The 806-nt window shown below is 72.6% G+C and carries 1 protein-coding gene; it reads left to right on the forward strand.

Going from position 1 to position 806, the window contains the following annotated elements:
* On the forward strand, positions 1-806 hold an 806-nt coding region (locus U9980_RS26340), incomplete at both ends, for a ThiF family adenylyltransferase (RefSeq protein WP_322770396.1).

Genomic DNA, 806 nt, shown 5'->3' on the forward strand with positions numbered 1-806 from the left:
GCGATGACCCTGGTGGGCGACCGCTACGCCCGCCATCGCCTCATCCCCGACTGGGACCAGGACCTGCTCGCCACCAGCACCGCGGTGATCGTCGGAGTGGGCGCGCTCGGCAACGAGGTGGCCAAGAACCTGGCACTCGCCGGTGTCGGACGGTTGATCCTCTGCGACCCGGACACGGTCGCGGCGAGCAACCTCAGCCGTGCGGTGCTGCTCGAACCGGAGGACATCGGACGACCGAAGGTCACCGCCGCGGCCACCGCGCTGGCCCGGCTCGCCCCGGATGTCGCCGTCGAGACCCGACAGGCCGACCTGGCCGCCGGGGTCGGCCTTGGCGAGTTGGCCGACGCCGGGGTCGTCCTGGGCGGTCTCGACGCCCGGCGTGCCCGATTACGCCTGCTCGGACGGGCAGCGCTGGTCGGCGCGCCACTCGTGGACGGCGGCACCTTCGCGTGGGGCGGTGAGATCCGGTTGCGGATGGACCCGGGCGAGCCCTGCTACGGCTGCTCGCTCACCCCACACGAGCGCGGCGAGTCCGACCTGCCGTGGAGCTGCGCCGAGATCCGGGCGGACGGTCCGCAACCGGCGTCGATCGTGGCCACCTCGATTGTCGCCGGGTGGATGACGCTGGTCGCGTTGCGCGTGCTGTTCGGCAACCCGCCGGAGTACCGGATGCTGCGCATAGACGGCGGCACCGGCCAGACCGCGCCGGTCACCCTGACCAGGGACGGTCACTGTCCACACCACCGGCCGCTGGACGGGCCGGTCCACCCGCTGTCGGTCGATCACCATGCCACCGTCGGTGAGCT

It is taken from the genome of Protofrankia sp. Cr1 (assembly GCF_963555865.1).
Taxonomy (GTDB): domain Bacteria; phylum Actinomycetota; class Actinomycetes; order Frankiales; family Frankiaceae; genus Protofrankia.